This window comes from Microbacterium sp., assembly GCF_031179285.1.
Classification (GTDB): domain Bacteria; phylum Actinomycetota; class Actinomycetes; order Actinomycetales; family Microbacteriaceae; genus Microbacterium.
This window is the reverse complement of sequence record NZ_JAPSHY010000001.1, coordinates 43,875-69,695: the sequence shown is the minus strand read 5'-3', so window position 1 is coordinate 69,695 and position 25,821 is coordinate 43,875. Positions and strand designations below refer to the sequence as shown.

Here is a 25,821-nt window from a genome sequence, read left to right as displayed (position 1 = left end):
AACTCCTCCGGCGGCTCAGCGACCCGAGAGCCGGGCCACGATCCCGGCGGCGGCGACGGACTCCCGCTCACCTGTACGCCGATCCCACAGCTCCACCAGGCCGTCGGCGGCGCCGCGGCCGACGATGACGATCTTCGGCACGCCGACCAGCTCCGCGTCGCCGAACTTCACGCCGGGCGACACCTTGGCGCGGTCGTCGTAGAGGACGTCGAGACCTGCGGATTCCAGCTGGTCGGAGATCTCGGCTGCGGTGTCGAACACGACCTGGTCTCGACCCGCGGCGACGACGTGGACGTCGAAGGGTGCGACGGACGCGGGCCAGATGAGCCCCTTGTCGTCGTTGTGGAGTTCGGCGATGATCGCGAGGATGCGGGTGATCCCGATGCCGTAGGAGCCCATGGTGACGGTGACGAGCTTGCCGTTCTCGTCGAGCACCTTCAGCCCGAGGGTCTCGGCGAAGAAGCGGCCGAGCTGGAAGACGTGACCGATCTCCATGCCGCGGGCCAGTTCGACAGGACCCGATCCGTCCGGGGCAGGGTCACCGGCGCGCACGTTCGCGATCTCGACGATGCCGTCCGCGAAGAAATCCCGGCCGGCGACGACCGAGTGAGCGTGCTTCTGGTCGATGTTCGCTCCCGTGATCCAGCTGCTGCCTTCGCTCACTCGGGGGTCGACGAGGTAGCGGATGCCGGTGGCGGAGTCCTCGCCGAGCACGGCACCGGTCGGTGACCAGGGGCCGATGTACCCCTTCACGAGCAGCGGGTTGTTCTCGAAGTCCTCTGCGGTGGCGGTCTCCACCTCGGCAGGCGCGAAGGCGACCTCGGCGCGCTTCTCGTCGACCTCGCGATCACCCGGGAGGCCGACGACCACGAGCTCACGCGTGCCGTCGACGTGTGTGAGCGCCAGCACGACGTTCTTCAGAGTGTCGGCCGCGGTGTACTCCCCGTCGAAGTGAGCGTTGCAGTGCGCGACCAGGGTCTCGATTGTCGGCGTGTCGGGCGAGTCGAAGACGACCGGCGACGCGTCGGCATCGAAGGCGATCGCCTCGGGCACGGCCGTCGTGAACGCCTCCACATTCGCGGCGTACCCGCCGTCGCTGCGCACGAAGGTGTCTTCGCCGACAGGCGTGGGGTGCAGGAACTCCTCGCTGCGTGCGCCGCCCATGAGTCCGTTGTCGGCGGCCACGATCACGTACTCCAAGCCGAGGCGCTGGAAGATCCGTTCGTAGGCGTCGCGCTGGGACTCGTAGCTCGCTTCCAACCCGGCATCCGAGGCATCGAAGGAGTACGCGTCCTTCATGGTGAATTCGCGCCCACGCAGGAGCCCCGCGCGCGGACGAGCTTCGTCGCGGTACTTGTCCTGGATCTGGAAGATCGTCAGCGGCAGGTCCTTGTACGAGGAATAGAGGTCCTTCACGAGGAGGGTGAACATCTCTTCGTGGGTCGGCGCGAGCAGATAGTCGGCGCCCTTACGGTCGTGAAGACGGAAGATCCCGTCGCCGTAGGACTGCCACCTGCCGGAGAGCTCGTACGGCTCGCGCGGCAGGAGAGCCGGGAAGTGCACCTCCTGCGCTCCGGCGTTCGCCATCTCCTCGCGGACGATGCTCTCGATCCTGGCCTTCACCTTCAGTCCCAGCGGCAGCCACGTGAAGATCCCCGGTGCGGCACGGCGGATATAGCCGGCGCGCACCAGCAGGCGGTGGCTGGCGACCTCCGCATCGGCGGGGTGCTCGCGGAGCGTGCGAAGGAACAGATGGGAGAGACGAGTGACCACGGGCCAAGTCTAGTGACCCCGTGGCACCCGCCTTGTCGAGCCCGGAAGGGCCTTCGTCAGTTGAGAGCCGGGAGCCCGGTCGGCACGACGCCTCCCCCGTACAGGCTCGATGCGAGCTCCTGAAGCGCCGTCAGCGCGACGCGCTGCGGCAGCGGGCCGTACGAGATCCGCGCGACGCCGAGGGTCTCGTACTCCGAGGCGGCCAGCGCTCCGGGGATGCCGATGACGCTGACCTTCCGCTCGCCGATCCCATCGACCAGCTGGCGGGTCAAGGACGCATCGAGCAGCCCGGGCACGAAGATGCACGTCGCCCCGGCATCGAGGTAGGCGCGGCCGCGCTGGATCGCGTCGGCGACGCTCTCCTTCGCGGAGCGGCCCCCCGCGCGCACGAAGGCATCGGTTCGCGCATTCAGCGCGAACGGCACACCTTCGGCCGACGCCGCCTTCACGATCGCCTCGACGGCCGCGACCGATTCGCCGAGCGGCTTCAGCCTGTCCTCCACGTTCGCGCCGACCACACCCGCGGCGATGGCACGGCGCGTGGTCTCGCCCGCGTCGCCGTATCCGTCGTCGAGGTCGGCCGTCACCGGCAGTTCCACCGCCGCAGCGATCCGGCCGACCATGTCGAGCATCACGTCGCGCGGGATGGCGCCGTCGCCATATCCGAAGCTGGAGGCGATGCCGTGGCCCGCCGTGGCGATCGCCTTCGACTCGGGGAGCATGGCGACCGCGCGTGCGGACACGACGTCCCAGACGTTGATGACGCGGAGGATCTCCGGCGCCTCGTAGAGTCCGACGAGGGTCTGAGCTTTCGAAGCTGTGGTCATGCCTCCACGCTAACCCGGCGGGGCGGGACCTCGGGTCGCACACCCCCATATGGTGGATCCATGCCTCACCGTCGATCGCACGTCGCTGCGTCCGCCGCCCAGACCGAGCTCGCCGCGGCGCTCGCGGCGCTGCGGGAGTCGGTCGACGCTCCGGTCTCATTCCCGCCGTCCGCACTCGCCGAAGCCGAGGCTGCCGCTCCCGCACCTGCGGAGCTGGATCTGCGCGATGTCGCGTTCGCGACCCTGGATCCGGTCGGCTCGCGCGACCTGGATCAGGCCTTCCACCTCGAACGCCGAGGCACCGGCTACACCGTGCGCTACGCGATCGCAGACGTGCCGGGGTTCGTGACGCCGGGCGGAGCCGTCGACGCCGAGGCCCGCCGTCGTGGTCAGACGCTGTACGCCGCGGACGGCTCGATACCGCTGCATCCACCGGTTCTGAGCGAGGACCGCGCGTCGCTGTTGCCGAACGTGGATCGCCCCGCGCTGGTCTGGACGTTCGATCTGGATGATGCCGGCGCCGTGTCGGAGTTTTGGCTCGAACGCGCGATCATCCGCTCGCGCGCGCAGCTGGACTACGTGTCGGCTCAGCAAACGCTGGACCGTGGTGAGGACAGCGCTGTCTCCCTGCTGCCGGTGATCGGTGCCCTCCGGGTCGAGCAGGAGCGGCTGCGAGGCGGCGCGAGCCTGAACCTGCCCGACGAGGAGGTGGTGCGGGCCGCGGACGGAAGCTACGCCATCGAGCGGCGGCATCCCCTCCCCGTCGAGGAATGGAACGCGCAGCTCTCGCTGATGACGGGGATGGCGGCGGCCACCCTGATGCTTCAGGCCGGAGTCGGGATCCTGCGCACCATGCCGCAGCCTGATGAGAAGTCGTTCGCCGCGTTCCGGAGGCAGACGGAGGCGCTGGGCCGACCCTGGACCGCTGGTCGGTACGGCGACTATCTGCGAGGTCTCGACCGGGAGGATCCGATGACGCTTCCGGTGCTGGAGGCGGCGGCGTCGCTCTTCCGCGGGGCCGGATACCGGGCCTTCGACGGTGCAGCGCCTGCCGACACCGGCCAGGCCGCGATCGCTGCGCCCTACGCGCACGCGACGGCACCGCTGCGGCGCCTCGTCGACCGATGGTCGCTCGCCATCTGCCTCGCGGTGTCGACGGGTGAGGAGATCCCCGCCTGGGCGCGGGAGTCGCTCGCCGAGCTGCCCGACCTGATGCAGGCGTCGGCGCAGCGCGCGTCGAAGCTCGACTCCGCGACGATCAACTGCGTCGAGGCCGCGCTGCTGACACCGCTCGTCGGATCCGTCATCGAGGCGACCGTGATCGAGCTGCGGGAGGAACGTGCGACGATCCAGATCGCGGAGCCGGCCGTGACGGCGACGGCCCCCGTCCCCGCGGGTGCGGCTCCGGGAAGGAGGATCTCGCTGCGACTCGTCCGCGCCGACATCGCTCGCGGTGAGGTGGAGTTCTCGCCGGTGGAGACTGGTTAGCGCGCAGGAGCCGCCGTGGTGGTCATCACCAGCAGCTGCGGATCGCTGAGGTCGAGCATCACCGAGATGCGCGAGAACTCCGCCAGCGTCGTCGCATGAGTTCCGCCGCAGAGGATGACCGCCTCACCCTCTGGAAGCTCGCAGTGCCACGATCGACGATCGACGATCGTGGGTCCGTCGGCCTCGATCCTGCTGCGAGCGGCTGATTCGACCCACGCCGCCAGACGCGTGTTGATCCGTGCTTCTCGCTCATCGAGTGTCGCGGCGAAGGTCTCGGTGTCGAATCCGGCCTTGCGGAGGCTCTTCCCGAGCCGGTACTCGTCGACGCTGCCGTCCTCATGGATACGACTCGACTGATTCGCCCTGCCCTCGAAGTCCGGGGTGCCGAGGGCGTCGACGCCCGGATCCTTCCGCCACAGGTCAGCCACTGCCAGATCCAGGGCGAGCGACGCGAGATGGCACGCGGTGTGCCCGCGGCTGAGTCCGGCGCGTCGGTTCGAATCGACCTCGAGACTCACCTCGGCTCCCGGGGTGAGCCAGTCCGGGGCGTCCGAGGTCAGACGGTGGCCGACCAGCCACGTCCATCCGGCGGCTCCGCGCTTGACGGGGATGTCGGCCCCGACGGCGAAGTCCCCCTCGTCGCTCACCGCTGCCATCAGCGCCTCGGCGACGTCGACGCGACTGCCGCCGGCGATCAGCGATCCGGAGTCCCCCGGCTGATCCGGCCAGGTATGGTCCACGGGGTGGAACGGTGTCTTCTCGAGCACGACGATCGGGCCGACAGGACTCGCCTGCACCCGCGTGATGACACTGCGGCCGGTCACGCTCCCGTCCGCGAACGTCACAGCGGTGGCGGACATGTTCCTCCTTGAATGCAGACCCGGCGGCCGGGTGCGGCTGAGCCGCGCGGTGCTCCACCGTCGATCGGCACGATGAGAGTGTACGGGTCAGCTCGCGACGACCTGCGCGGTGCCGATCGGTGCATCCGGACCCATCTCGGCCGCGATGCGATTCGCCTCCTCGATGAGGGTCGCGACGATGTCGGCCTCGGGGACGGTCTTGATGACCTCACCCTTGACGAAGATCTGTCCCTTGCCGTTGCCCGAGGCGACCCCGAGATCGGCTTCGCGCGCCTCACCCGGACCGTTCACGACACAACCCATGACGGCGACGCGCAGCGGCACGGTCATGTCCTTCAGTCCCTCGGTCACGTTCTCCGCGAGCGTGTAGACGTCGACCTGGGCGCGACCGCATGACGGGCACGAGACGATCTCGAGCTTGCGCTCTCGCAGGTTCAGCGACTGCAGGATCTGGTGCCCGACCTTCACCTCTTCGGCCGGCGGCGCGGACAGCGAGACGCGGATCGTGTCGCCGATCCCCTCGCCGAGCAGGATGCCGAAGGCGGTCGCGCTCTTGATCGTGCCCTGGAAGGCGGGTCCCGCCTCGGTGACACCGAGGTGCAGCGGCCAGTCCCCCATCCGCGCGAGCAGGCGGTAGGCCTGCACCATGATGACGGGGTCGTTGTGCTTGACCGAGATCTTGAAATCGTGGAAGTCGTGCTCCTCGAACAGCGAAGCCTCCCAGCGGGCGCTCTCGGCGAGCGCCTCAGGGGTCGCCTTGCCGTACTTCTGCAGCAGCCGCGGATCGAGCGACCCGGCGTTCACGCCGATGCGAAGCGAGACTCCGGCATCCTTGGCTGCCTTGGCGATCGCTCCGACTTGGTCGTCGAACTTGCGGATGTTGCCCGGGTTGACGCGGACGGCGGCGCATCCGGCGTCGATCGCCTGGAAGACGTACTTCGGCTGGAAATGGATGTCGGCGATGACCGGGATCTGGCTCTTCTTCGCGATGATGTGCAGCACATCGGCGTCGTCCTGGGTCGGAACGGCGACACGGACGATCTCGCAGCCGGATGCCGTGAGCTCGGCGATCTGCTGCAGCGTCCCGTTGATGTCCGTGGTCTTCGTCGTCGTCATCGACTGAACGCTGACCGGGGCGTCGCCGCCGACGAGCACCTTGCCCACTCTGATCTGGCGGGACTTGCGGCGCGGGGCGAGGACTTCGGGGATGCGCGGCATCCCAAGGTTCACTGCTGGCACGCCTCAAGCCTACGCCGCCACGACGGGCGAGGGCTGGATGCCGACCGCCGGCAGCGGTCGTCATCCGCCGGTCCCGCCCGCCGTCCTGTGGTAGTTTCGGCCCATGCTCGCGAACGTCACCTGGTGGCCCGCCTCCTAGGCGGTGTGTTCGCGTTCCCACGAATCCAGACCGCCTCCGGGGCGGTCTTTTCGTTGAGCCGAGCCGGAGCCCCGCACAGGAGACATCAATGACCCTCTCTCGCCTCGCCGAGCTCGCAGCCGACACCACCGCGTCCTTCGTGCTCATCGCCCGAGACGACGCCGACACCGTCGAGCTGCTCTCCGGCGAGGTCGTCGACGTCGACCTGCTGGCCGACATCCCGCTGACCGCGGGCGGCGTCGCGCGCGAGGTCTTCGCGATGGTCCCGTACCGCCAGGTGCGAGAGCGCGGCTTCGTCGCTCAGGACGACGGCGCCCCGCTGCGCTGTCTGGTCGTCGACGAGCACGTCCACCTGCCCACGGACAAACTGCTGGGCGCGCTTCCCCAGACGCCGATCCCGCTGCAGGACGCCGGGTTCGACATCGCCGACGACGACTACGCGACGATCGTCGAGCGTGTCATCGCCGACGAGATCGGTCGCGGCGAGGGTGCCAACTTCGTCATCCGACGCGACTTCACCGCTCACGTCGAGGCCGATGAGCGAACCGCTGCGCTCACCTGGTTCCGAGCTCTCCTCACCCACGAGCGCGGCGCGTACTGGACGTTCGCCGTCGTCACGCCCGGCCTGATCGCAGTCGGCGCGAGCCCGGAGGCCCACGTCGTCGCCCGCAACGGGATCGTGACCATGAATCCCATCTCCGGCACGTTCCGCCACCCCGCCGGCGGTGCCACGAAGGAGACCCTCATCGAGTTCCTCTCCTCGGCCAAGGAGACCGAGGAGCTCTTCATGGTCGTCGATGAGGAGCTCAAGATGATGAGCGCCGTGTGCTCGGACGGCGGCAGGATCACCGGGCCTCATCTCAAGCAGATGTCCCGCCTCACCCACACCGAATACATGCTGCGAGGGCGCAGCCGGCTCGACCCCCGCGACATCCTCCGGGAGACGATGTTCGCTCCGACGGTGACCGGGTCCCCCATGCAGAACGCCTGTACGGTGATCCGGCGTCACGAGCGCCGCCCCCGCGGCTACTACTCGGGGGTCGCCGCACTCTTCACCCCGAACAGTGACGGCGGACACGACCTCGACGCCCCGATCCTGATCCGCACGGTGTACCTGAAAGACGGAGTGCTGCGGGTCCCCGTCGGTGCGACGCTGGTGCGCCACTCCGACCCGCACGGTGAGGTCAGCGAGACCCATGGCAAGGCGGCCGGCGTGCTCGGCGCGATCGGCGCCGTCGACCGCGATCGCGTGGCCGAGGCTCGAACCGATACCGACGCGCCGACGGGCGAGTCCGCTCTCGCGGACGATCCGGCGATCGCCGACCTCCTGGGTTCGCGCAACGGACGGCTCGCCGAGTTCTGGATCAATCCCCAGGGCGACGGCGTCGACGGTCCGTTCCGCGGGCGCACGGCCGTCGTGGTCGACGCAGAGGATCGATTCACCACGATGCTCGCGCATCAGCTCCGCCACCTCGGCCTCGAGGTCGCCATCACCGCCTGGGCGGATGCGCTCGATGCCGACCTCGATGCCGCCGATCTCGTCGTCGCCGGCCCCGGCCCGGGCGATCCGCGCGACACCGACAGCCCGCGGATCGCGCGGATGCGCGGGATCGTCGCACGCCGGCTGGACCAGCGAACTCCCCTCCTCGCGGTCTGCCTCAGTCACCAGATCCTCAGCGATCGGCTCGGGATCCCCCTGATGCCGCTGGAGCGACCGCATCAGGGGCTGCAGAAGTCCGTCCCGCTGTTCGGCGAGGAGGCCTCGATCGGCTTCTACAACACCTTCACCGCGCGCACGGCGCCGGGAGCGGACGGTGTCGAAGGCGCGGAGGTCTCAGCGGATGCCGTCACCGGCGACGTGTACGCGCTTCGCGGCGAGCGCTTCGCCTCGGTACAGGGGCACCTCGAGTCGATCCTCTCCCGCGACGGCATCCGCACACTGGAGCGCCTGATCGCCCACTCGCTGGCCTAGATTCCGAGCCGCTCGGCCAGCAGCCGCCGCTCCGCCTCGTTGACGGCGAGACCCCTGGCCGTCTGCTCGGCTGCTCTCGCCTCGGCGGCGCGCCCGGTCCGGCGGAGCATCTCGCCGCGGACGGCGTGCCAGAGATGGGACCGCACCAGCCGCGCCGCGAGGGCGTCGAGTTCTGCCAGTGCGACGTCGGGGCCCGCGACCTCGGCCAGCGCGACGACGCGGTTCAGGCGGACGATCGGCGACCGGTCGCAGGTCAGCAGCAGGTCGTAGAGGACGAGGATCTGCGGCCAGTCGGTATCACCTGCTTGCCGTGCATCCGAATGGCATGCCGCGATCGCGGCGTTGTACTGCCAGCGTCCGGGTCGGCGAAGATCCGCCGCACGCCGCAGGGCCGACTGCGCCTGGGCGATCAGCGCGCTGTCCCAGCGGCTGCGATCCTGACGCGGCAGCGGCACGAGGCGCCCATCGACGGCCCGTGCCCGCTCCCGCGAGCGGTGGAACAGCACCAGAGCCAGAAGCCCGTGCGCCTCCGCTTCCTGTGGCAGCGCGGCGGCGACGACCTGCGCGAGCCAGATGGCGTCATCGGCCACATCGCGATCGGCCGCGGCATCACCCCCTCGTCTGAGGTGGGCAGTGTCGTACATCACCGAGATCACGGTGAGGACGAGATCGAGCCGCGCGGCACGATCGTCGCCCTCCGGCACGCGCAGCGGGATACCGGAGGCGGTGATCTTGCGCTTGGCGCGCACGATCCGCTGTGCGACGGTCGTCGCAGGCTCCAACGTCGCGCGAGCGATCTGCTCGGTCGTCAACCCGACCACCGCGCGCAACGTGAGAGCGAGCTGCGCTTCCGGCGCGAGTGCGGGGTGGCAGCAGCCGAACAGCAGCGGCAATCGTTCGTCGACCTCCACCGGAGCGGACGCGGCAGGTCGCCCCTGTTCCAGCGACTGCAGCTTCTGCGCGTATCGGCGCTCGCGACGGATCCGATCCAGCGCGTTGTGTCGGGCCGCGGCGGTGAGCCAGCCGCCGGGGTTGGGCGGGACCCCGCGCACCCGCCACTCGCGCAGCGCCTCCTCGACGGCAGCGGCCACCGCCTCCTCTGCGATGTCGATGCTCCGGAACATCCGGCTCAGGGCGGCGACGATGTACGCCGCCTCATGCCGGACGACCCGGCCCAGAGCGGCGTCGGATGCCGCGCCCGCTGCCGTCGCACCGGATGCGGCACCCGACATCGTCACTTCCCGAAGACTTCCTCGTCATCGAACATGGGTCGGATCTCGACCGCGTTGCCCGGGTGCACAAGCGAGGGCCAGGTGCGCGCGAGGGCGATGGCGGCGTCGGCATCAGGGACATCGATGATGGAGAAGCCGCCGATGACCTCCTTCGCCTCGGTGAACGGTCCGTCCACGACGACCGGCCCCTGGTCGCCGAAGCGCACCGTCGTCGCGGTCGAGACGTCGTGCAGCGCGGCGCCTCCTTCGAGCACATGAGCGGCATTGGCCTCGAACCACTCATAGATCTGCTGCACGTCCGCTTCGGATTGCTCTTCCGGCACCGTGGCGTCCAGCGCCGGGTCCGAGGTGAACATCAGTACGTATTTCATGGCATTCCTTCCGTGCGATTCGTCACGGTCATCTGAACCGTTGCACGGTGTCAGCGAACAGGCAAGGCCGAAATCGACAGCTACTGGAGAATGCTCACCGGATTGAAGACGTCGGCGACGAGCAGCAGCGCCCCCATCGCGATCAGCAGAGTCGCCACGATCACCGTGAGCGGCACGAGTCGGGTCGCATCGACCGGCGCGGGTGGCGGGCGACGGAACAGTTTCGCCCAGGCGCGACGGATGCCCTCCCACAGCGCCACCACGACGTGCCCGCCGTCGAGTGGCAGCAGCGGGATGAGGTTGAACACGAACAGGGCGATGTTGAGCGACCCGAGCAGGCCCAACAGCACGGCGAACCTGTTCAGCACCGGTGCCTCGGTGGCCGCCACCTCACCGGCGAGCCGACCGACGCCGACGACGCTGAGCGGTCCGTTGGGGTCGCGCTCCGTCCCGGTCACGAGCGACACACCGACGTCCCACAGCCGCACCGGGAGTGTTGCGACCAGGGTGGCGACCCGTCCCACGTTCTCCGCGGTCAGTTGAGGACCGACTGCCAGCGGTTGCGGCACCAGACCCATCTGGGAGCCCATCCCCACGTACCCGACTTCGCGGACGACCTGCTCGCCGGAGGCGTCGAGCACCGGTTGGCCGCTGGCGTCGGTGATCTCGCGTTCCGCCGCGATGGGGGTGAGCGTGAGCTCCTCTTCCACTCCGTCGCGGCGGACGACCACGGCGAGCTTCTCCCCCGGGGACGCCTGCACGATCGCGGTGGCCTCCGCGAAGGTCGAAACCGGCTGGTCTTCGATCGAGATCAGGACGTCGCCCGGCCGGATGCCCGCTTCCGCCGCCGGCGACGCTGGATCGTCGGCGTCGCACTCCGTCTGCGCGGACCCGGCCGGAAGAACGCACTGACTCACAGACGCGATCGTCGTCGTTCCCTGCTGCAATCCGATGCCCGACGCGAGCACGGTGAAGATGACGACCGCCAGGAGCAGGTTCATCATCGGCCCGCCGAGCATCACCACCACGCGTTTCCAGACTGGAAGCCGGTAGAAGACGCGCTCCTCGGCGCCCTCGGCGATCGTCTCGTCGTTCGCGGACCGGGCGTCCTGGATCAGCGCACGGAACACGCCCCGTGCGGGCCCGGCGTCCTTCGATGCGGGATACATGCCCGACATGGAGATGAATCCGCCGAGCGGCAGCAGCTTGAAGCCGTACTCCGTCTCGCCGAATCTCCTCGACCAGATCCTCGGCCCGAATCCGATCATGTACTGCCCGACGCGCACGCCGAACAGCTTGGCCGGAACGAGATGACCCACCTCGTGCAGACCGATCGACAGGCCGAGGCCGATCAGCATGAACACGATGCCGCCGAGGTACAGCAGGAACTCCACGTCCCCACGGTAGTGGTCGCACCCTAGGAATCCGCCCGGCATCGAGACGGACGATTCCGCGATCCGCAATAGGCTGGGACGGTGACCACCCGGCAGCTGCGACTCCTGCGCGCCGCTTCCGTGTCCGGCATCGCGACCCTGCTCGCCGCCGTGTCCCACACCATCGGCGGCGGTGCCGCGCCGCACGCATTGCTCGTCGTCGCGCTGTCGGTGCTGCTCACCGCGCCGGCCGCGCTGCTGATCGGTGCCCGTCCGCGCCGTGTCCGGATCGCCGCCACCGTGTTCGCGTCGCAGGGCGCCTTCCACACTGTCTTCCTGCTGCTCGGGGCGCCGACAGGCGTGGCCGGCATCGGCCGTCACCACCATCACGTCGACCTGAGCGTTCTCGAACCGCTCGCCTCTGCCGCCGCCCCCGACGCGGCGATGGTCGGTTCGCACCTCGTGGCGGCCGCGCTCACGACGACGCTGATCTGGCACGGTGAGCGGTTGCTCCATGGCGTGGCCGGCTGGGTGCGAGCCCTGACGCGGCGCGCCCTCGCACCGACGCCGGCCCGGCACGAACCGCCGCACGCCCTTCGCTCCACCCTGCGCCCGGTCCACGACGCGGGCCTCGCCGCCGTCGCGTCACTCCGCGGCCCTCCTGTGCTCGCACGCGGCTGATCCGCCGCACGTGTACACGCGCCGACCTCGAAGAGGCGGCGACCCATTCTTCAGGCGGTCGCGCTTTCGCGCCCGCGATCGAGCATTCAGGAGCAACAACCATGTCCCGTACAACCCGCCGCGGCAGCATCGCCGCCGCCACCGCCCTCACCGCCGGGATCGTCCTGGCAGCCCCCATGGCCGCCAGCGCACACGTCGGTGTCAGCCCAGAAGAGCTCACCGCCGGCGACTACGGCGTGCTCACCTTCTCGTTCTCCCACGGTTGCGAGGGTTCTCCCACGACGGCACTGCGCATCACCATGCCGGAGGGGCTCACGTCCGCCGCACCGACGCTGGATGGCGACTGGGTCATCGACATCGAACGCGGCGACGACGCGTTGGTCAGCGCTGTGACCTACACGGCGGTGAGCCCGGTCCCGAATGACATGCGAGGAGCCGTCAGCATGTCCGTCGGCCTCGACGAGAACGCACCGGAGGCGCTCGCCTTCCCCGTCGAGCAGCACTGCATCGAGGGGACGACCGAGTGGACCGAGATCGCGGAGAAGGGCGAGGATCCCCATGATCTGGAGGCCCCCGCGCCCCTCGTCGCCGTGGTGGCCGGTTCGGAAGAGCACCACGCTTCCCCTGAGCCCATCGCGACGGAGGAAGAACCTGTCGTACTGCCGACGATCCTCTCCGGCGCGGGGCTCGTCGCCGGCGTGGCCGCGCTGATCGTGGCCGCACTGGCCTATCGCCGGCGGGCCTGATCGGTCGCGGCGCGTCTCGTCGCCTCCCCTCGTCATTCCGCGACGACGGGGCGGCGGGACGCGCCGCAGCGGGTTCGGCCCATCACGCCATGAGATCATGGATGCGCCATGTCGATTGAACAACAACCGAGCCTGCCCCCTGTGCTCCGCCCCGCCGACCCTCCGCGGCGAGAGCTCTCCGAACTCGCCGCTCGATTCGCGCGCGAGGTTCGCGGCGATGTCTCCGGGGTGGCTGTGACCGGCATCACCCTCGCCACCGCCGACCTTCGCGCCGGCGAGGCGTTCGTCGCCATCCAGGGGATCAATCGCCACGGTGCCGAGTTCGCCGTGAGCGCGGCCGAGAAGGGTGCCGTCGCCGTCATCACCGACGAGGCGGGCGCGGCGATCGCTGCGCCGTCCGGACTACCGGTGCTGGTCGTCGACGATCCGCGCTCAGTTCTCGGCGCGCTGAGCGCCTGGGTGTACGGCACGGGTGCTGACGACCCCCTACCACTGCTCTTCGCCACGACCGGGACCAACGGCAAGACGAGCGTCTCGCATCTGCTCGAGGGGATCCTCGATCAGCTCGGGGTCGTGACGGGCCTGTCCTCCACGGCCGAACGCCACATCGCCGGCGAGGTCATCGTCTCGCGGCTCACCACGCCCGAAGCGTCCGAGATGCACGCGCTGCTGGCGCTGATGCGCGAGCGGCAGGTCGAGGCGGTGGCCGTCGAGGTCAGCGCGCAAGCGCTCTCGCGTCACCGCGTCGACGGGATCCTCTTCGACGTCGCCGGGTTCACGAACCTCAGCCACGACCATCTCGACGACTACGCCGATATGGAGGAGTACTTCCAGGCCAAGCTGCCGCTCTTCCGCGCTGATCGCGCGCGACGTGGCGTCATCTGCCTCGACTCGCCATCCGGCGCTGTCGTCGTCGAGCGCGCCGAGATCCCTGTCGTCACCGTGGGCACTCCAACGATCGCAGCCGACGCCGAAGCCGCAGCGCGCGCCGACTGGGTGGTCGCCATCGACGACGAACGCGCCAGCGGCACGACGTTCACGATGTCGGGTCCCCAGGGCCGAACGCTCACCACCACGGTGCCCGTGATCGGTCCGCACATGGCGGCGAACGCCGCGCTCGCCATCGTGATGCTGCTCGAGGGTGGTTACGCGTGGGATCGCATCACCGCAGCGCTCGATCACGACCGCGGCATCCGCGCGTACCTCCCGGGCCGCACCCAGCTCGTGTCGGGTGAGAAGGGCCCCGCCGTCTTCGTCGATTTCGGCCACTCCCCCGACGCGTTCGAGAAGACCCTCGCCGCCGTCCGCCGCGTGACCCCTGGACGGGTACTCATGCTCTTCGGTGCCGACGGCGATCGTGACGCCAGCAAGCGGTTCGACATGGCACGCACCGCCGTCGAGGGAAGCGACATCCTCGTCGTCACCGACCATCACCCGCGCTTCGAGGACCCCGCCTCGATCAGAGCAACGCTGGTCGCCGGCGCGCGCAGCGCGCGACCGGATGCCCAGATCCATGAGTACTCACCGCCGGAGGCGGCGATCGTCGCCGCCGTCGGCCTCGTGGGAGAAGGCGACGCCATCCTCTGGGCGGGCCCGGGCCACCAGGACTATCGGGACATCCGCGGGGTCCGGACGCCCTACTCCGCGCGAGAGCTCGCCCGACGCGCGCTGCGTGCGGCCGGCTGGCCGGTGCCCGAACCGCGCTGGCCTGTACCGTACGACGACGAGGACTGAACCGGTCGGTCGCCCGTGCGGGGGCGCCTCAGACGGAAACGATCAGCCGATCCGCCGTCCGCCGCGCCCAGGACTCCGCTTCTGCCAGTGACTCCACGGTGAGCTTCTCCGGTGGCTCATGCCGGTCGACAACCCTCGCGATCGTGTCGACGATGCCGAGGAACGGCAGTCGCCCCTCGTGGAATGCAGCGACCGCCTGCTCGTTCGCCGCGTTGTAGACCGCGGGGAACGTCGCTCCGGCGCGTCCGACCGCCTTCGCCAGCGTGACGGACGGGAAGGCCTCGTCGTCGAGCGGCTCGAATGTCCACGCTGTCGCCTCGGTCCAGTTCAGCGGACGTCCCACGCCGCCGACGCGGTGCGGCCAGTCCAGTCCGAGAGAGATCGGCAGCCGCATGTCGGGCGGCGAGGCCTGCGCGATCGTGGATCCGTCGACGAACTCGACCATGGAGTGGACGATCGACTGCGGATGCACCACCACTTCGATGTCGTCGTAGTCGACACCGAACAGCAGGTGCGCCTCGATGACCTCGAGGCCCTTGTTGACCAGCGTCGCCGAGTTCGTCGTCACCATCGGGCCCATGTCCCACGTCGGATGCGCGAGCGCCTCGGCGGGCGTGATCTGTGTCATCTCGGCTCGGCTGCGCCCGCGAAACGGACCGCCGGATGCCGTGACGACGAGCCGCCGCACCTCGCCGGGACCACCTGACCGCAGCGCCTGCGCGAGCGCGGAATGCTCCGAATCGACCGGCACGATCTGTTCGGGAGCCGCCGCCGCCAAGACGAGGTCGCCGCCGACGATCAGGGATTCCTTGTTCGCCAGGGCCAGCGTGCGCCCCGCCTTGAGCGCCGCCAGCGTCGAGCCGAGTCCGATCGAACCGGTGATCGCGTTGAGCACCACATCCGCCTCGACGTCGCGCACCAGCTGCTCGGCCTCGATCGCACCGAGCGCGGTGTCCTCCACCTGGAAGCGCGCCGCCTGCTCGCCGAGTATCTCGGCGTTGCTCCCCGCGGCGAGTCCGACCAGTTCGAAGCGACGGGGGTTGGCGCGGATCACCTCCAGCGCCTGAGTGCCGATGGAACCAGTGGACCCGAGGACGATGACGCGGCGCATGCCGCCCAGCCTATTGGCTACTGCTGGACGGGGGTGGTGGCGAGGATGTCGACGACGAAGACGAGGGTCTCCTTCTCGAGCTCATGCCCGGCCTGTGCACCGTAGCCGTCCTTGGGCGGCATCACGACGACGACCTGGGATCCGACCTTCTGCCCCTCGAGGGCGAGGCGGAAGCCGGTGACCACGCCCGAGGTCGGGAACTGAGACGGCGTCGCGTCGCGGCCCCAGCTGGAGTCGAACTCCTCGCCGTCGGACCACTTCACACCGCGGTACTGCACGACCACCAGGTCGCCGGCACCGACGACGGGCCCGTCACCGTCCTTGAGCAGCGCCACCTCGGTCTCAGCGGGGGCGTCGCCGTCCGGGATCGTGATGGTCGGCGCGCCGTCGTCATCGAGCTCGACCTCGGGCATGCCGGCGGTGGGCTCGACCGGGTCGCCCGTGGCGACGGTCGGCAGCTGCTCCAGCGCCTCGGCATAGACGACGACGTTGCTCGCGCCCTCGCCGAGCACGTCGCTCGGAAGCGCCAGCACGATCTGCGATCCGATCGGTTCACACTCGAGCGCTGCGACGAACAGGGAGGACTGGTTCGTGTCCATCAGGACGGGCAGGACGCCGTTCTCGCCGCGCGCGGAAGAGTCGACCACCTGGCCGGATGCCGCGTCGACGATCTGGTAGCGCACCGAGACGAGGTCTCCGACGGTGACGTCGTCGCCATCGCCCTCCCCGACCACGGTCCGCTCGACGCCGGCGAAAGCGGCGTCCGCCGGCACGCTCACCGTGGCGTCCGCGCCCTCGCCCTCGACGACGACGGCGTCAGACGTGTCTCCGGCCTTGGCGTCCAGCGCGCATTCGCTCGACGGCTTCGGCGTCGCCGAACTCTCCGGAGCGGACTCGCCGGCGCAGCCCGCCAGAAGCAGGGTCGCCACGGCGACGGTGGACAGGACGATGAGCGGACGCTTGCGCACAGTGAGACCTCAGGATCGCGGGAAGGACACCCCATCCTCCCCCATCCCCCTTTGCTCGGGCTGGGAGACGCGCCCCTTTGCGCATTCCAGGTGGGGCATGGATGCCGGAGTAATCTGCTCTGATGACCTCTGAGCAGTCCGTGGAGCCCGAATCGACGCCGCCGCAGACCGCGAAGCCGAGGCAGGCGGGCTTCACCTACCGGCTCGGGCGCAGCCTGATCAGTCCGCTGGCGCGCTTCATCTACCGGCCGAGGGTGGAAGGCAGGGAGAACGTGCCGCTGGCGGGCGCGGTCATCTTCGCCAGCAACCATCTCTCCTTCATCGATTCCATCGCCATCCCGGTCGCAGCCCCCCGCCCCGTGCACTTCCTCGCGAAATCCAGCTACTTCGAAGGCACGGGCTTCAGCGGGGCGCTCAGCAGGACCTTCTTCCAGTCGATCGGCGCGATTCCCGTGCAGCGGGGAGCCGGGCAGGCGGCGTTGGATGCGCTGGACCTTCAGCGCAGACTGCTCGAAGACGGGCTCGCCGTGGCGCTCTACCCCGAAGGCACCCGCTCCACCGATGGACGCCTGTACAAGGGACGCACCGGAGTAGCCTTCCTGGCGCTCCAGACCGGGGCGCCCGTCGTGCCGGTCGGCCTGATCGGCACCGACAAGGTGATGCCGGTCGGAGCCAAGACGCCGTCGATGAAGGAGCGGGTGACCGTGCGATTCGGTGACCCCCTCGACCTCTCCGCTCATGGACCCGCCACCAGTGGCAGGGCCAGGCGTCTGGCCACCGACCAGATCATGGCCGCGATCCACGCGCTCTCCGGCCAGGAACTCGCCGGTGCGTACAACGAGGCGCCGCCGCAGAGCACGATCGAGAAGATCAAGCAGGCGCTGCCGCACGAGCGCCGCTGATCTCAGTCCTTCGCGGTGACCGTCGCCTCGTGCCGCACCTGGAAGTTCACGGAGTTCGCGATGAAGCACCACTCGTTCGCCTGCGCGTGGGCGCGTTCGGCGGCGTCGATCATCGATGACTCTGCCACGACCACCTCGGGGTGCAGGACGACCTCGACGAACGCTCCGCCGCCCGCGCCGTTCTCGCGCATGAGGCCCGTCGCGCGGTCGGTGTACGACAGCACGACGACGCCGGCGGTCACGCACGCGTGCAGGTAGGAGAGCAGGTGACACTCGGACAGCGAGGCCAGCAGCAGGTCTTCGGGATTCCATCGACCGGGATCTCCACGGAACGGCTTGTCAGCAGACGCCAGGATCTCCGGCTTGCCGACGGCCGCGACCGTCACGTCCCTTGCGTACTCCCGGTACCCGGACGTGCCTCTGCCCAGATTTCCCGTCCAAGTGGCGGTGAGCTCGTAGTGATGGTCGCCGAGACGGCGACCGGAGGTCTGATCGGACATGCCGACAGTCTGCCAGTCAGGTGTGACACGAGGGCCCTCGACAGCACGCTCCGGAGGGCGGCCACCCTATTCGTTAGGCTTGTCGGGTGCTGGAGACTCTCACCGTTCAGGATGCCGTTGAACTCGCCGTCGTCGAGCGGAGTGGATTCGTCGAGTCCCGCCACGCCGGGGCGGCGGTCGTGCTGTCGCCGGACGGCGACATCGTCGCGCGCCACGGCAACGTCGACGCGCTGGTCCTCCCGCGCTCGAGCCTGAAGCCGTTGCAGGCCGTGGCGTGCATCACGGCCGGCGCCGTGCTCGAGGGAGAGCAGCTGGCGCTCGCGACGGCCAGTCACACCGGCACCGATCGTCACGCGGCGACCATCCGCGACATGCTCACCGAGGGAGGCCTGACCGAGGACGACCTGGCATGCCCCGCCGCATGGCCCAGCGACACGGCCGCTCGCGATGACATGGTGCGTGAGCACGGCGAGCCGGCGAGAATCCGGATGAACTGCTCGGGCAAGCACGCCGCCATGCTCCGTGCGTGCGTCGCGACGGGGTGGCCGACACGGGGTTACCTGGACGCCGCTCATCCGCTGCAGGCGCACATCCGAGATGTCATCGAACGCCTCACCGGCGAGAAGGTCGCCCACACCGCCATCGACGGCTGCGGGGCCCCCGTGTACGCGCTGACCCTCACCGGCATCGCGCGAGCCATCCATCGCATCGGCAGCGCATCGGATCGGTCTCCGTTCGCACTGCACCGCGTCGCCGGTTCGCTGGTCAAAGCCGTCCGTGAGCACCCGTGGACCATCGAGGGTCCGGGTCGCCCTGACACCGTGGCGATCGAGACCCTCGGCGTCTTCGCCAAGGGCGGTGCCGAAGGCTTCATGGTGATGGTCGCACCCGACGGCACGACGGTCGCGCTCAAGATGCTCGACGGCGGCGCCCGCGCGGCCACCGTGGTCGCGGCGACTCTCCTCGCCAGGGCGGGCGCACTCCAGGACGGCGATGTCGAGCGCCTCGCCGAGGCACTGCCGCTGGCAGTCCTCGGTGGCGGACGCGAGGTCGGCGTGATCCGCACCGGCGTCGGCATCTGACGGCGTTCGCTCATCTCGCCAGGGCGGGCACCAGGACCCGTCGTGGCCCCCTCGCGTCGCGGAGGGACCACGCTCGACCTGCGTGGATCCTGGCGAACGGCGGCACCTCGCGAACGCCCGCGAGCTGCCGGAGTTCGCTCTGGCACTCCGCGCGGACGAGAATCTCGCCCTCGGCACGGATCCGCTGCCACAGGCCCCAGCTTCGCTGCCAGGTCTCGCCATCGCCGACGACGATGAGCGGCCGGGATGAGCGCGCCACCTCGCCGCTGGCGAGCACCACATCGCACCACGGATAGGCCTCACCGATCGCGGAGACGACACCGCCCACTCCGGCGCTGACGATTCCGGTGACGGGCGCGTCCGGCGACCATGCCCCGACCGTTTCATCCATGGCGTCAGAGGCGTACCGCTGCGCCGTTGCGATCGAGTCCTCCGGGACCCACGCCACCTGTACCTCTCGCTCCCCGACGCGCGCGCGTCCGGGCAGTCTCCCCCGCTCGTAGGACGAAGACTCTCCTCCGGCGACGAGGTGCTCGAGCCTGCTCGGCATCTGCAGCAGTGCTCTGACCGGCAGTGCGTCGATCAGTCGAGCCACCGGTCCTGCTGCTCTCGCCGCCGTCAGCACGACGGTGGACCCTGCCCCAGCCCGCACGATCTGGTCCCAGCGCTGCGCGAACTGCTGGGCGTGATCAAGCGGAAGGTCGGCCAGCAGCCGGTCGAGGTCGTCGCAGAGCACCAGCGTCCCGGGGGCGACGCCGTGCTCAGCCAGTTCCGTGACGGCGTCCCAGGCCTGCTCGGCGTCATCCGGTATCCACAGCGCGTCCTGTCGCTGCGCGGCGAGCGCGCGGAGGACGGCGGTCTTACCGGAGCCCGTGCCACCGAGGACCGCGAGACCGCGATCCTGGCCGACGCGCACCACCTCGAGCGGCTGTGACTGCCGTTCCGGCTCGTCCGCAAGACCGAGAACGAGCACGCCCGTCGTGGTCGGCCCGGTCTCCAGTTCAGCAAGTGGGAGCATTCGCGGCAGCGGCGCCAACCAGGGACTCTGCAGCCGGCGTGCCCCGGCCCATCGGAGCCCCGTTCCCCGAAGGTCGGCTGCTCCGGTCAGAGCGACGCGGACAGCGGCCGGGTCGCTGTCCTGGGGGCGACGAACAAGCGCCAGCCCCCGCGAGCTCGCGCCACCGGGGAGTTCGGCTGCCGCATCCGTTCCGAGGACGAGCCGGCTGTCGGCCGCATCGCCGACGCGCAGACTGATCCGCAGCGGACAGTTCGCGGCCAGCGCGTCCCTGATCACACCGGAGGCGCGCTGGGTTCCGAGGATCAGATGCATGCCGAGCGCCCGACCGCGTGCCGCCACATCGGTGAACACGGCTGCAAGATCGGGATGTTCCTGCAGCAGGGCGGCGAACTCGTCGACCACGATCACCAGCCGGGGTTCCGCGACGTCGCTGATGTCGCGGGCACCGGCTGCTGCCAGCAGCGCCTCGCGCCGACGGAGCTCAGAGGTCAGGCTCGAGACGCCACGTCGAGCGCCTGCTTCGTCGAGATCGGTGATCACCGCGGCCACCTGGGGCAGGTCGCGGAGCGGCTCGAAGGCCGTACCACCCTTGAAGTCCGCGAGCACGAACGTCACAGTCTCCGGGCTGTTGTGCTGCGCGAGTGCTGTCACCCAGGTGACGAGGAGCTCGCTCTTACCGGTCCCCGTGGTTCCCGTGACGATCGCGTGAGGACCGTCGTGGACGATGTCGAGCGTGACGTCGCCCTGCTCACCCTTGCCGATCACCGCCGGCAGGCCCCTCATCGAATGCCGCTGTTCCAGCTCGTGCAGCGCCACCGCATCCGGAACGATGTCGAGGTGCTCGACGTGCTCGGCGCTGTGCCGCGCGATGAGCTCGGTCTGCGCAGCCGAGAGGCACTCCACCGCGATCTGCCGTAGCCCGCTCGGCGTGCGCAGCGTCGCCCGCCGCGGCTCCGTGCAGTCGATGACGGTCGTCACCCCCTCGGGCACATCGGCGTTCGACGCGGCGAGCCAGAGCACGGCGTCCGCATCGTTTCTGCCAGAGCCGACCGCCGCGACGCCGAGACGGAAGGCTCCGCGACGAGCCGTGCGAACGTGCGGGAACGCGCTCAGCGCCTCATCGGGGAGATCGCCGACGAGAGCGAGTTGAGCAGGACTGAAGCGCATGCACAGTTGCACGACGAGGGCGCGGGCAGCGGCCGAGACTATCGGGGCCGGACCACGCAGGCACACGCCCTTGCCGAGAAGAGCGGTGACCGGCGCGTCGCCCAGTTCTGCGCTGCGCGCCTGAAATGCGCGAGCACGGTCGCCTTCACCGCCGCTGGTGCGGATGCCGCTCTGGACGGCGCCACGACCGACGACGACCTCCGTGTCGGAACTCGGTCCTTCCGGACCGCGCAGCGGCGGCTGGAGGACACAATGGGCGGCGTCGGGATGACGGTGGTCGAGCCGTTCCCTGAGCTCACGCCGTCGGCGGTCGAGGTCTTCCTCCGCTTCCGCCCACCCCTGCTCGGCCGCAGCTTCGGCGTCTCGACGATCCCGCCGCCGGCCGCGCATCCCGTCGAGGAGGGACGCGACGAGCATCAGAGGTCCGAGAGCGGCGAAGCACAGTGCGAACAGCGACCCCGTGACCATCCAGAGCACGGTGCCGGCGACGATCGGGACGACGGCCGCGAGGAACGGCACGGGCGGGCGCCTCGTGGGCACCGGTGAGGGCGGGAGCGCGATCGACTGCGTATCCATGCCGGCCATTCGACCAGCGGCCGAGGTGTCAGCGGACGCTGTCCACAGCGATTCGTCCCTATTCGACGGTCTCGGTTGTTGTGGAGGACGAGTCGTCCCAATCCGGTTCCGCCTGAACGACGATGAGTGTCACGTTGTCTCGGCCACCGTTCTCGAGCGCCGCCGCCATCATCGCATCGACAGCGGACCCGGGGTCGCTGTGTTCGCGGAGGAAGTGCTGGATGCCGTAGTCGGTGAGCTCCTTGGTGAGGCCGTCGGAGCAGATGACGAAGCGGTCACCGGGACGCACGTCGATCATGATGTAGTCCGGCGCGGTCAGCTCGCTCGCCCCGACCGCTCGCGTGATCACATTGCTGTAGGGGTGCCCTTCGGCTTCCTCCGGGGAGAGCTTGCCCGCCGCGATCAGCTCCTGGACGACGGAGTGATCGGTGGTCACCTGGACGAGCCGGTCATCGCGCAGGAGGTAGACGCGGGAGTCTCCGATGTTCAGCGTGACCCAGTGCGGCTCGTGGTCGTCGACGTCGAGATACACCCCGGTGAGCGTGGTTCCGGTCCCTTCGTCGGTCGTCTCGGGGTGAGCCGCGATGTCACCGACGGCGAGCTCGAGTGCGCGCTCGATGGCGTCACGCGCGATCGGCCCGTCGACCAGCATCGACTGCAGGCGACCGATGGTGCTCCGGCTGGCGATCTCACCGCCGGCGTGGCCTCCCATGCCGTCCGCAACGATGAAGAGCGGGAACTCGGCGAGAAAGGCATCCTGATTGCTGTCTCGACGGCGTCCCTGATCCGTGGCACCGGCCCAGGAGAGCTGCAGTTCGCGGTCCGCGACCGTGATCATGCGCGTCTGGGTTGTCGTCTCAGCCACGTGGGTCCTCCGAAATGCCTGCAACCAGTCGGGCGAGCGCAGGATACTCACACATCGTAGTGGAACGCGCTCTCGCGCTCACAGTCAGGCGCCCGGATCTGCGGGGAGCGGGAACAGCTCGTCGATGAGAGCGAGATCCTCCGCAGTCGGGCTCCACGCCGTGCCGGCGGCGGCGTTCGCCTCGACCTGCGATGCCGATGTCGCGCCGGCGATGACGCTCGAAACCGCGGGCTGCGCGAGCATCCAGCCGAACGCGGCCTGAAGCATGGTGATGTCCCGATCGGCGCAGAACACGCGGAACTTGTCGAGTGCGTCCCACGGAGCGTTCTCCCAGAGATGCTTGCGCGTCGACATGATTCGGCTCGACGCCGGCCCGCCCTCCCGCGTGAACTTCCCGGTCAACAGTCCGTTGTGGAGCGGAAAGTAAGGGAGGAGGCCGAGCCCGTATCGTTCGGCCGCGGGGATCACCTCGCGCTCTGCGGCTCGGGCCAGCAGCGAGTAATGGTTCTGTGCCGAGATGAATCGCCCGCTCCCCCGGGCCCGCGAAGTGAACTCGGCTTCGGCGATCTGCCATCCGGTGAAGTTGGAGTGCCCGTAGTAGCGGATCTTCCCCTCTCGCACGAGCTCGTCCAGCGCGTCGATCGTTTCGACGATCGGCGTCTCCGGATCCGGCAGGTGCAGCTGGTAGAGGTCGATCCAGTCGGTGCGAAGCCGACGCAGCGACTCCTCGACGGCGCGGCGCACGTACCGCCGAGAGCCTCGCGCCGCGGGGAAGTCGTATCCCATGTCGCGGTCGTGCCCGAACTTGGTCGCGAGGACGACTCGATCACGGCGACCCTCCAGCGCCTCACCCATGAGCTCCTCGCTGGTTCCGGCCACCGCACCGTACATGTCGGCGGTGTCGAGAAGGGTGATGCCGTTGGCGATGGCCGCATCGAGGACTTCACGGGTACCGGCGAGCGTCTCGGTCGCGGTACCGGCTCGGCCGAAGTTGTTGCAGCCGAGGCCTGTGGGTGAGACGAGGAGACCGGAAGCGCCGACCCGGCGATAGGACATGACCATGTCTCCACGCTACCCGAGCCGATGAAGTGGATCGCAGCGTACGCTCCGTGCCCCGGAACGACAGAGCCCCCGACCTCTCGGTCGAGGGCCCTGATGTTCACATCATCACGCCGGCGGCGGCGTGGGACCGGCGGGAGGTGCCGGAGGCGCGGCCGGCGGAGCGGCGGGAGGTGCCGGCGGAGTCGACGGCGGAACCGGCGGGACTCCAGGGGCGCCACCCGTCGTCGGTGCTGCCGGAGGCGTGTATCCGGGCTGCGCGGGAGGAGCGTAGCCGGGCTGCGCCGGAGGGGTGTACCCCTGCGGTGCAGGCGGGGCGTACCCCTGAGGTGCGGCGCCGTAGCCCTGAGGCGCGGCGGCGGCCGACGGCTGCGAGGGAACGCCCTGCCAGACCGTGCGATCAGCGAGGAAAGCATTTCCGCCCCATGGTGCCGGGGGGATGTTCGGGTTCCAGCGCGACTTGTCGAACGCGTTGATGCCCAGCCACACGATGCTCAGCAGAACGTACAGGACGACCCAGACCGCGTCCTTCTGCAGCTTGAGTCCGATGCGCCATGCCGCGATGGCGGAAAGTACGGCGAGCCCGATCGAGAAGATGACGCCGATGCCGATCCAGCTCAGCAGCAGTGCGCCGCCGACTCCGTAGAGGACGAGCCACGGGCTCAGGTCGCCGAGCTTGAAGAACACCATCATGTTGTAGACGGGGACCCATGCTCGCCAGCCTCCCTGCACGCCCGCCTTCTGGAAGATCTTCATGTAGAAGAGAGAACCCAGGACGTAGCCAGCGACCGCGATCAGAAAGATCACGAAGGAGTATGCAAGCAGGAGGCCGATGTAGCCTGCGCCGTAGTCGTCGTAACCCATGAGACTCACATTTCTTTGGTCTCGGGAGACGCATCTCGTCCCCCGTCACGGAGCGTCAGCTCCGCAACGCAATGCTAGCGGCCGCGCGAATCGATCATCAATCGCACACGCGAAGAGATGTCGCCGGAGTGTTCAGTCCCGGACCACGAGTTCGATGACTCCGGTGGTCACCGTCGGGCGGAGGATGATGCCGCGCGGTGTCGACCAGTCGAGCAGTCCTCGGAGGGAGCGAATGCGCGGGCGATCCTCGGCGAGTGCGCGAACCAGCTCTCCCTTGGACCTCTTGTTGAAGTGATTCAGCGCGCGGGAGGATTCGCCGTCGTCCGTGACCACACGGATGTATGCGGACGTCACCGTCGTGGCGATCGGTCCCAGCGCGACATACGCCTCACTGCGGAGGTCGAGCACGAAGCCCGGCCGTTCGGCGGCTATGGCAGCGGACGTGGCCTCGGCCCAGTGGCGACGCAGCGCCGGCACACCCGGCAACGAGGTGCCGGCGGCGAGCCGGTACGCCGGGATGCGGTCGAGGGCTCCCACCGGTCCGAAAGGCGCGGAGTGGATCCAGACGTGTGCTCCGAGCCAGCGGCGGGGTGCCGGCGGCAGGCTCGCAGCGTCGAGCGCGTCGAACAGCACGCCGGTGTAGCGATCGACGGCTGGCATCGTGGCGGCGGTGCACAGCATCCGGTTGTGAAGAATGTCCTCGAGCTGGCGGTCGCTCAGCTTGAGCACCCTGCGGGACGCTTCCTCGTCATCGGCGAGCCTGATGAGCGCGTCCACGATGGCCTGTCGCTCGTCGTACAGCGAGGGCAGCGCGAGGCCCGGCAGATCCAGCGGTGCGCCGGAGCCGCCCGACCGCTTGGTCTCTGACGGCGGCAGCAGGATCTTCATTCCCGGGACTCACTCCACTCACTCGGCTGTCGGAATCGGTCTCGTGGTCGTCACACGGCGCGCGATCCGGAGCGCGCAAAGCGCCCAACGACCGCTATACGGGTCGTTGGGCGCTCGTACGGTTGTTACGCGATGAGAGCTGCGTTGCCGGCGACGATCGTCAGATTGTTCCCCTCCATGGAGAGGAATCCGTCCTGCGCGTTCGCCAGCACCTTGGATCCGTCGGTCTGAGTGATCCGGACCTGACCCTCGGCGAGGATGGCCAGCACCGGCTCGTGGCCGGTCATGAACCCGATCTCGCCCTCGACGGTCTTCGCGACCACAAGGCTCGCTTCTCCCGTCCAGACCTCCGCATCGGCGGAGACGAGGCTGACGTGCAGCGCCAT

The 25,821-nt window shown here is 69.3% G+C and carries 23 protein-coding genes; 7 read left to right on the top strand and 16 right to left on the bottom strand.

Annotated elements, in window-relative coordinates:
• Positions 1–15 precede the first annotated feature (15 nt).
• Both RIN18_RS00350 and RIN18_RS00345 read right to left on the bottom strand, forming a co-directional pair.
• Positions 16–1,773 (bottom strand): proline--tRNA ligase, encoded by a 1,758-nt coding sequence (locus tag RIN18_RS00350; protein ID WP_309101944.1) that lies wholly within the window; start codon positions 1,771–1,773, stop codon positions 16–18.
• A gap of 56 nt (positions 1,774–1,829) precedes the next feature.
• Positions 1,830–2,600, bottom strand: coding sequence for an isocitrate lyase/phosphoenolpyruvate mutase family protein (locus RIN18_RS00345; protein WP_309101943.1), 771 nt, complete (start codon positions 2,598–2,600; stop codon positions 1,830–1,832).
• 60 nt (positions 2,601–2,660) lie between these two features.
• On the opposite strand from RIN18_RS00345, the gene RIN18_RS00340 reads away from it, so the two are divergent.
• Positions 2,661–4,088 carry an RNB domain-containing ribonuclease gene (locus RIN18_RS00340; RefSeq protein WP_309101942.1) on the top strand — a complete coding sequence of 476 codons (1,428 nt, stop codon included), beginning with the start codon at positions 2,661–2,663 and terminating at the stop codon, positions 4,086–4,088.
• Here the strand turns inward: RIN18_RS00340 and RIN18_RS00335 are convergent.
• Positions 4,085–4,948, bottom strand: a complete 864-nt coding sequence (locus tag RIN18_RS00335; RefSeq protein WP_309101941.1) for a hypothetical protein — start codon at positions 4,946–4,948, stop codon at positions 4,085–4,087. The two genes, RIN18_RS00340 and RIN18_RS00335, sit on opposite strands and share 4 nt — an antisense overlap.
• An 87-nt stretch (positions 4,949–5,035) precedes the next feature.
• Positions 5,036–6,187, bottom strand: a complete 1,152-nt coding sequence (gene ispG, locus RIN18_RS00330) for a flavodoxin-dependent (E)-4-hydroxy-3-methylbut-2-enyl-diphosphate synthase (protein ID WP_309101940.1) — start codon at positions 6,185–6,187, stop codon at positions 5,036–5,038.
• Between the two features lie 227 nt (positions 6,188–6,414).
• Between ispG and RIN18_RS00325 the strand changes: the two genes are divergently transcribed.
• Positions 6,415–8,298, top strand: coding sequence for a chorismate-binding protein (locus tag RIN18_RS00325; RefSeq protein WP_309101939.1), 1,884 nt, complete (start codon positions 6,415–6,417; stop codon positions 8,296–8,298).
• Here the strand turns inward: RIN18_RS00325 and RIN18_RS00320 are convergent.
• From RIN18_RS00320 to RIN18_RS00310, 3 genes are all read right to left on the bottom strand, one after another.
• Positions 8,295–9,530 (bottom strand): DUF6596 domain-containing protein, encoded by a 1,236-nt coding sequence (locus tag RIN18_RS00320; RefSeq protein ID WP_309102116.1) that lies wholly within the window; start codon positions 9,528–9,530, stop codon positions 8,295–8,297. The two genes, RIN18_RS00325 and RIN18_RS00320, sit on opposite strands and share 4 nt — an antisense overlap.
• 2 nt (positions 9,531–9,532) lie before the next feature.
• Entirely contained in the window at positions 9,533–9,901 is a 369-nt protein-coding gene (locus RIN18_RS00315; protein ID WP_309101938.1) for a YciI family protein, read from the bottom strand.
• Between the two features lie 80 nt (positions 9,902–9,981).
• Positions 9,982–11,295: a site-2 protease family protein gene (locus RIN18_RS00310; RefSeq protein WP_309101937.1), complete on the bottom strand. Its 1,314-nt coding sequence runs from the start codon at positions 11,293–11,295 to the stop codon at positions 9,982–9,984.
• Positions 11,296–11,376: 81 nt separating this feature from the next.
• On the opposite strand from RIN18_RS00310, the gene RIN18_RS00305 reads away from it, so the two are divergent.
• From RIN18_RS00305 to RIN18_RS00295, 3 genes are all read left to right on the top strand, one after another.
• Positions 11,377–11,955, top strand: coding sequence for a hypothetical protein (locus RIN18_RS00305; RefSeq protein ID WP_309101936.1), 579 nt, complete (start codon positions 11,377–11,379; stop codon positions 11,953–11,955).
• 101 nt (positions 11,956–12,056) lie between these two features.
• On the top strand, positions 12,057–12,701 hold the full coding sequence (locus tag RIN18_RS00300; protein WP_309101935.1) for a YcnI family protein: 645 nt from the start codon (positions 12,057–12,059) through the stop codon (positions 12,699–12,701).
• A gap of 108 nt (positions 12,702–12,809) precedes the next feature.
• A complete protein-coding gene (locus tag RIN18_RS00295) occupies positions 12,810–14,435 on the top strand; it encodes a UDP-N-acetylmuramoyl-L-alanyl-D-glutamate--2,6-diaminopimelate ligase (protein WP_309101934.1) in 1,626 nt (541 codons plus the stop codon).
• A 28-nt stretch (positions 14,436–14,463) separates the two neighbouring features.
• Here the strand turns inward: RIN18_RS00295 and dxr are convergent, their stop codons facing one another.
• Both dxr and RIN18_RS00285 read right to left on the bottom strand, forming a co-directional pair.
• A complete protein-coding gene (gene dxr / locus RIN18_RS00290; RefSeq protein WP_309101933.1) occupies positions 14,464–15,546 on the bottom strand; it encodes a 1-deoxy-D-xylulose-5-phosphate reductoisomerase in 1,083 nt (360 codons plus the stop codon).
• Positions 15,547–15,563: 17 nt separating this feature from the next.
• Positions 15,564–16,514 (bottom strand): FKBP-type peptidyl-prolyl cis-trans isomerase, encoded by a 951-nt coding sequence (locus tag RIN18_RS00285; RefSeq protein ID WP_309101932.1) that lies wholly within the window; start codon positions 16,512–16,514, stop codon positions 15,564–15,566.
• 122 nt (positions 16,515–16,636) lie between these two features.
• Here RIN18_RS00285 and RIN18_RS00280 point away from each other — a divergent pair, with 122 nt between their 5' ends.
• Complete coding sequence (locus RIN18_RS00280) at positions 16,637–17,416, top strand: lysophospholipid acyltransferase family protein (RefSeq protein ID WP_309101931.1); 780 nt, start codon at positions 16,637–16,639, stop codon at positions 17,414–17,416.
• Positions 17,417–17,418: 2 nt separating this feature from the next.
• Here the strand turns inward: RIN18_RS00280 and RIN18_RS00275 are convergent, their stop codons facing one another.
• A complete protein-coding gene (locus RIN18_RS00275) occupies positions 17,419–17,916 on the bottom strand; it encodes an OsmC family protein (RefSeq protein ID WP_309101930.1) in 498 nt (165 codons plus the stop codon).
• Between the two features lie 86 nt (positions 17,917–18,002).
• Here RIN18_RS00275 and RIN18_RS00270 point away from each other — a divergent pair, with 86 nt between their 5' ends.
• Entirely contained in the window at positions 18,003–18,998 is a 996-nt protein-coding gene (locus RIN18_RS00270) for an asparaginase (protein WP_309101929.1), read from the top strand.
• A gap of 10 nt (positions 18,999–19,008) precedes the next feature.
• On the opposite strand, the gene RIN18_RS00265 is transcribed toward RIN18_RS00270, so the two are convergent.
• From RIN18_RS00265 to RIN18_RS00240, 6 genes are all read right to left on the bottom strand, one after another.
• Entirely contained in the window at positions 19,009–21,759 is a 2,751-nt protein-coding gene (locus tag RIN18_RS00265) for an FtsK/SpoIIIE domain-containing protein (RefSeq protein WP_309101928.1), read from the bottom strand.
• 58 nt (positions 21,760–21,817) lie between these two features.
• Positions 21,818–22,624, bottom strand: coding sequence for a protein phosphatase 2C domain-containing protein (locus tag RIN18_RS00260; RefSeq protein ID WP_309101927.1), 807 nt, complete (start codon positions 22,622–22,624; stop codon positions 21,818–21,820).
• Positions 22,625–22,708: 84 nt separating this feature from the next.
• Entirely contained in the window at positions 22,709–23,686 is a 978-nt protein-coding gene (locus RIN18_RS00255) for an aldo/keto reductase (RefSeq protein ID WP_309101926.1), read from the bottom strand.
• A 105-nt stretch (positions 23,687–23,791) separates the two neighbouring features.
• On the bottom strand, positions 23,792–24,547 hold the full coding sequence (locus RIN18_RS00250) for a large exoprotein (RefSeq protein ID WP_309102115.1): 756 nt from the start codon (positions 24,545–24,547) through the stop codon (positions 23,792–23,794).
• 132 nt (positions 24,548–24,679) lie between these two features.
• Positions 24,680–25,435 (bottom strand): peroxide stress protein YaaA, encoded by a 756-nt coding sequence (locus RIN18_RS00245; protein WP_309101925.1) that lies wholly within the window; start codon positions 25,433–25,435, stop codon positions 24,680–24,682.
• Positions 25,436–25,560: 125 nt separating this feature from the next.
• Positions 25,561–25,821: a F0F1 ATP synthase subunit epsilon gene (locus RIN18_RS00240; RefSeq protein ID WP_309101924.1), complete on the bottom strand. Its 261-nt coding sequence runs from the start codon at positions 25,819–25,821 to the stop codon at positions 25,561–25,563.

Excerpts from the sequence above, each read along its gene's own strand:
- RIN18_RS00345 (WP_309101943.1), bottom strand. The coding sequence starts at position 2,600 with ATGACCACAGCTTCGAAAGCTCAGACCCTCGTCGGACTCTACGAGGCG.
- RIN18_RS00340 (WP_309101942.1), top strand. The coding sequence starts at position 2,661 with ATGCCTCACCGTCGATCGCACGTCGCTGCGTCCGCCGCCCAGACCGAG.
- RIN18_RS00335 (WP_309101941.1), bottom strand. The coding sequence starts at position 4,948 with ATGTCCGCCACCGCTGTGACGTTCGCGGACGGGAGCGTGACCGGCCGC.
- RIN18_RS00325 (WP_309101939.1), top strand. The coding sequence starts at position 6,415 with ATGACCCTCTCTCGCCTCGCCGAGCTCGCAGCCGACACCACCGCGTCC.
- RIN18_RS00320 (WP_309102116.1), bottom strand. The coding sequence starts at position 9,530 with ATGTCGGGTGCCGCATCCGGTGCGACGGCAGCGGGCGCGGCATCCGAC.
- RIN18_RS00315 (WP_309101938.1), bottom strand. The coding sequence starts at position 9,901 with ATGAAATACGTACTGATGTTCACCTCGGACCCGGCGCTGGACGCCACG.
- RIN18_RS00300 (WP_309101935.1), top strand. The coding sequence starts at position 12,057 with ATGTCCCGTACAACCCGCCGCGGCAGCATCGCCGCCGCCACCGCCCTC.
- RIN18_RS00295 (WP_309101934.1), top strand. The coding sequence starts at position 12,810 with ATGTCGATTGAACAACAACCGAGCCTGCCCCCTGTGCTCCGCCCCGCC.
- dxr (WP_309101933.1), bottom strand. The coding sequence starts at position 15,546 with ATGCGCCGCGTCATCGTCCTCGGGTCCACTGGTTCCATCGGCACTCAG.
- RIN18_RS00280 (WP_309101931.1), top strand. The coding sequence starts at position 16,637 with ATGACCTCTGAGCAGTCCGTGGAGCCCGAATCGACGCCGCCGCAGACC.
- RIN18_RS00275 (WP_309101930.1), bottom strand. The coding sequence starts at position 17,916 with ATGTCCGATCAGACCTCCGGTCGCCGTCTCGGCGACCATCACTACGAG.
- RIN18_RS00265 (WP_309101928.1), bottom strand. The coding sequence starts at position 21,759 with ATGGATACGCAGTCGATCGCGCTCCCGCCCTCACCGGTGCCCACGAGG.
- RIN18_RS00255 (WP_309101926.1), bottom strand. The coding sequence starts at position 23,686 with ATGGTCATGTCCTATCGCCGGGTCGGCGCTTCCGGTCTCCTCGTCTCA.
- RIN18_RS00250 (WP_309102115.1), bottom strand. The coding sequence starts at position 24,547 with ATGGGTTACGACGACTACGGCGCAGGCTACATCGGCCTCCTGCTTGCA.
- RIN18_RS00245 (WP_309101925.1), bottom strand. The coding sequence starts at position 25,435 with ATGAAGATCCTGCTGCCGCCGTCAGAGACCAAGCGGTCGGGCGGCTCC.
- RIN18_RS00240 (WP_309101924.1), bottom strand. The coding sequence starts at position 25,821 with ATGGCGCTGCACGTCAGCCTCGTCTCCGCCGATGCGGAGGTCTGGACG.